General features: G+C 61.4%; 5 protein-coding genes and 1 pseudogene. 3 read left to right on the top strand and 3 right to left on the bottom strand.

Annotated features, from left to right (window positions below; genetic code table 11):
* A partial coding sequence (locus EOA86_RS24375; RefSeq protein WP_164891942.1) for a hypothetical protein occupies positions 1 to 224 on the bottom strand: 224 nt, incomplete at its 3' end.
* Between the two features lie 135 nt (positions 225 to 359).
* Between EOA86_RS24375 and EOA86_RS24370 the strand changes: the two genes are divergently transcribed.
* Together EOA86_RS24370 and EOA86_RS24365 are read left to right on the top strand one after the other, a co-directional pair.
* Positions 360 to 923 (top strand): peroxidase-related enzyme, encoded by a 564-nt coding sequence (locus tag EOA86_RS24370; RefSeq protein ID WP_128343999.1) that lies wholly within the window; start codon positions 360 to 362, stop codon positions 921 to 923.
* Positions 924 to 1,038: 115 nt separating this feature from the next.
* A complete protein-coding gene (locus tag EOA86_RS24365) occupies positions 1,039 to 1,362 on the top strand; it encodes a YciI family protein (protein ID WP_065011323.1) in 324 nt (107 codons plus the stop codon).
* A gap of 60 nt (positions 1,363 to 1,422) precedes the next feature.
* Here EOA86_RS24365 and EOA86_RS24360 read toward each other — a convergent pair whose 3' ends face one another.
* Positions 1,423 to 2,037: a LysE family translocator gene (locus EOA86_RS24360; RefSeq protein WP_065011166.1), complete on the bottom strand. Its 615-nt coding sequence runs from the start codon at positions 2,035 to 2,037 to the stop codon at positions 1,423 to 1,425.
* Between the two features lie 398 nt (positions 2,038 to 2,435).
* Between EOA86_RS24360 and EOA86_RS24355 the strand changes: the two genes are divergently transcribed.
* On the top strand, positions 2,436 to 3,062 hold the full coding sequence (locus tag EOA86_RS24355; protein ID WP_095518068.1) for a DUF1062 domain-containing protein: 627 nt from the start codon (positions 2,436 to 2,438) through the stop codon (positions 3,060 to 3,062).
* Positions 3,063 to 3,306: 244 nt separating this feature from the next.
* Here the strand turns inward: EOA86_RS24355 and EOA86_RS24350 are convergent.
* A pseudogene (locus tag EOA86_RS24350) lies at positions 3,307 to 4,271 on the bottom strand (translational GTPase TypA); the annotation flags it as partial.

Here is a 4,271-nt window from a genome sequence, read left to right as displayed (position 1 = left end):
ACACCGGAATCAACCTCTATGGCGACGAGGCAATCGCCTTTCTTGTGCCTGGCGACGGCGCGTCCGGCGAGATCGGCGGCGCGTTCGAGGGCGGTCACCTCATAGGCGGCGACATCTTCGGCCGGCGCACGGGCCAGCAGGTAATCGGCAAGCCTGCCGGGTTTCTCGCTGCCTTTGGCCGTGCTCATCTTTTTCAACTGGCTTGCAGATTTCAGGCCGGCCATGTCGCTAATCCCTCCCGTCATATGTTTTGCGACTATGCTAGCAGATGACCGATATTTGGCGACAAAGGTTTGACCGCTTGCGACGAAATGTCGGGATTCGCCGGTGGGTCACCGAAAATGAGGAGAAAATCCGCCATGAAAGACAAGATCACCGCACTTGACCTCGCGCCCGCGGAACTGAGCGAAGCGACGAAGGCCTATTTCGCCAAATGCGAGGAGAAGCTCGGCATCGTTCCCAATGTGCTTTTGGCCTACGCTTTCGACGAGACGAAGCTGCGTGCCTTCACCGATATGTACAACGATCTGATGCTGGGCCAATCCGGCCTGTCCAAGCTGGAGCGCGAGATGATCGCGGTCGCCGTCTCCTCCATCAATCATTGCTATTATTGCCTCGCCGCCCATGGCGCGGCGGTGCGCCAGCTTTCCGGCGACCCGGCCTTTGGCGAGATCATGGTGATGAACTTCCGCGCCGCCGATCTTTCCGCGAGACAGAAGGCGATGCTTGAATTCGCGGTGAAGCTGACCGAGCAGCCGGACAAGATCGTCAAGGCCGATCGTGCAGCGCTGCGTCAGGCCGGCTTTTCGGATCGCGATATCTGGGACATCGCCTCGACCGCCGCCTTCTTCAACATGTCGAACCGGGTGGCGGCGGCAATCGACATGCTGCCGAACGATGAATACCATGCGATGGCGCGGTGATGATCTTTATATTAGCTGCCGCGCATTCTCGTTGCGTGTTCGCCGTTTTGGTCCGATGATCGCAATGCGGCGCGACCGCATGCCGGTTCGATGCCGCTGGATCAAGGAGGAGACCATGGCGAAATTTCTCTACGTCTATCATGGCTCGGGCAAGATGCCGACCGAGGAGGCCGAACGGAAAGCGGCGATGGAGGCCTGGAATGGCTGGTACGGCAAGCTTGGCTCGGCCGTAGTCGACGGCGGCAATCCGGTCGGCATGTCGAAGACGGTGCTGCCTGGCGGCAAGGTCGAGAACAATGGCGGCAGCAATCCAACCGCCGGTTATACAATCATCGAGGCGAAAGACATTGACGATGCCGTCAGCAAGGCCAAGGATTGTCCTATCCTGAAGGACCCGGCTTTCAGCATCGAGATCGCGCCCATCATCGAAATGGGCTGACGCGTAGCTTGGTTGAGCATGATCTTTCCGAAAACCGGTTTCCACTTTTCGGGATCATGCTCAGGACCGCGCCGCGATCGCCGCCGCAGCGCCGGCCATGGTGCCGGCGCTGACGCGGTTGGCGATCTTCATCGCCCGCTTGCTCTTCAGCAGTTTTCGCGCCTGCGCTGCGGCAAGCACCCAGGCCAGATCGATGGCGACCAGAACCACGGCCATGGTCGCCGTCAGCTCGACCCAGCCGACGATCGTCACCGAGGCGAGATCGATGATGGTCGGCAGCAGCGCCAAATAGAACATCATGATCTTGGGATTGCCGAGCGTCACCGCCATGCCGGCAAAGAACAGTTTGACGGCCGACTCTTCGCGCGGCATCTCGCCCTCGCGCGCCTCGACCGGCGCCGTCCACATCTTCCAGGCGAGGTAGGCGAGATAGGCGACGCCGACCCACTTCAGCACGACAAAGGCGAGATGGAAGGTCTGCGCCACCACCGCCAGCCCAAACACCGCCAGCGACAGCCAGATACCCTCGCCGATCCACATGGCGAGCAGGAACGGAAACACATCGCGAAAGCCTTTTGCGATAACCCGCGCCACCAGAGCGGCAATCGAGGGGCCGGGCGAGCCGGCGGCGACGAACAGGGCGGCGGCGAAGATCAGAAGCGATGTGAAGTGCATGACCGATATCTCTGTTTTCGGGCGTTGGCTCTTACGCAAGACTAGCCCAACTGGCCGGGCAACGGTAGCGCTCACCGAGAAGAGCCTTGCCGGCCAAACTTCTCGCGGCTAGAAGTTCCGTCCCGACACATTTTCGAGCTTCACTTTGCCTACGTAACCGCCGGTCTCGTCAACTCCCCCGACACAATGCATGGCGCCGTTTTCGCGACGTCTGCTTCATACATGTGTTCCTCAGGGTGGCGGTTCGAGACCGGTTTGGCACTGCTGAACCGTTGTTGCGTTTCACCACCCGCGACACCTGATTTCCGACCACCGCAGCCTCTCGCCACGCCGTGGCCCACATGGGCATCTCGACATCGCCGATCTGACGAACTTCCCGACGGGAAGGGCTTCTCGGCATGTCTTCGATACTGCTTATCCGCTGGGCGATCGCGCCCAAAACCGCACCTCGACCTCTGATCAATTGCAACCGCTGCAACGGCCTCAAGGCTTACCACAGCAGTGGGAAATTCCGCGTCAACGCCAACGCCAAACGCATCGATGCGTGGCTGATCTACCGATGCGTCGGTTGCGACAATTCCTGGAATTTCGGCATTCTGGAGCGGTGCAACCGCCGCGACATCGAGCCTGCGTTGCTGCAGGCGCTCGAAAGCAACGACCCGGCCCTGGCGCGTCGCCATGCCTTCGATGTTGCCGCACTGCGCAGCAGGATCGGGCGCGTCGAGGAGTTTCCTGAAGCCGCCATTCACAAGGAGGTGCTCGGCGACAGGCCGGAAAACACCACCGCTCTCGAACTCCAACTCGGGCTCGAAACGCCGACAGCGCTGCGGCTAGACCGGTTGCTCGCCAGCGAACTCGGCATCTCGCGATCGCGGCTTCAGGCCTGGGAAGAGAAGCGATTGCTGGTCGTTGGTCCGGACCGGGCCAAAGCTTTGCGCAAGCCGCCTCGAGCGGGGATGGTGATCCGCATCGAGCTCGTCGGTGAGCCCGACCGAGAAGCCATCATCTCGGCTGCAGGTGGATAAGGCGAGATAACTGCGACCAGGGGTCAGTCGCCCTCTTCGGGGACCGAGCCAATCAAACCCTTGGCCGCTTCGACATCACTGTCAACGACTTGCACATGGATCAGGCCGAGCCTGCTGTCGGTCATATGAGTCGCGAGGCATAGATCCCATACGCTGCGAGCATCGAAACGCAAACTTCGGCCTTGGGCCGATTGTCGTATATGACAGCCGTGACGAGTTTGCCGCTCATTGCGCGGTGTTGCCCTTAGGCCGCGCCGACCACTTTCGCCGACTTCTCAAAACGCTTGCGCTCGTTCGGGTCGAGATAGAGCTTGCGCAGGCGGATGGTCTTCGGCGTCACCTCGACCAGTTCGTCGTCCTGGATCCAGGCCAGCGCGCGTTCCAGCGTCATGCGAATCGGCGGCGTCAGCTTCACCGCCTCGTCCTTGCCGGCGGCGCGGATGTTGGTCAGCTTCTTGCCCTTCAGCACGTTCACTTCGAGGTCGTTGTCGCGCGAATGGATGCCGATGATCATGCCCTGATAGACCTTGACGCCGGGATCGATGACCATCGGACCGCGGTCTTCCAGGTTCCACATGGCATAAGCCACTGATTCACCCTGCTCATTGGAGATCAGCACCCCGTTGGTGCGGCCCGGCAGCTCACCCTTGTAAGGCTCGTAGGCGTGGAACAGCCGGTTCATGACAGCGGTGCCGCGCGTGTCGGTCAACAGTTCCGACTGGTAGCCGATCAGGCCGCGCGTCGGCGCGTGGAAGACGATGCGCTGGCGGTTGCCGCCTGAGGGGCGCAACTCGACCATCTCGGCCTTGCGCTCCGACATCTTCTGCACGACGACGCCGGCATGCTCCTCGTCGACGTCGATAACGACTTCCTCGACCGGCTCCAGCAATTCGCCGTTGTCACCCTGCTGCATCACGACGCGCGGTCGCGACACGGCGATCTCAAAACCTTCGCGGCGCATCGTCTCGATCAGCACGGCAAGCTGCAATTCGCCGCGGCCGGAGACGAAGAACGAATCCTTGTCCGGCGACTCCTCGATCTTCAGAGCCACATTGCCTTCGGCCTCGCGCAGCAGGCGGTCGCGAATGACGCGGCTGGTCACCTTGTCGCCCTCGGTCCCGGCCAGCGGGCTATCGTTGACGAGGAACGACATCGTCACGGTCGGCGGATCGATCGGCTGCGCATGCAGCGGTTCGGTCACCGACGGGT

It is taken from the genome of Mesorhizobium sp. M5C.F.Ca.IN.020.32.2.1, from assembly GCF_004023105.1.
GTDB lineage: Bacteria > Pseudomonadota > Alphaproteobacteria > Rhizobiales > Rhizobiaceae > Mesorhizobium > Mesorhizobium wenxiniae.
The sequence above is the reverse complement of the archived record's forward strand: the minus strand, read 5'-3'. Positions and strand labels throughout refer to the sequence as shown.

Coding starts and splice junctions, on each gene's coding strand:
- EOA86_RS24370 (WP_128343999.1), top strand. CDS start 360: ATGAAAGACAAGATCACCGCACTTGACCTCGCGCCCGCGGAACTGAGC.
- EOA86_RS24365 (WP_065011323.1), top strand. CDS start 1,039: ATGGCGAAATTTCTCTACGTCTATCATGGCTCGGGCAAGATGCCGACC.
- EOA86_RS24355 (WP_095518068.1), top strand. CDS start 2,436: ATGTCTTCGATACTGCTTATCCGCTGGGCGATCGCGCCCAAAACCGCA.
- EOA86_RS24360 (WP_065011166.1), bottom strand. CDS start 2,037: ATGCACTTCACATCGCTTCTGATCTTCGCCGCCGCCCTGTTCGTCGCC.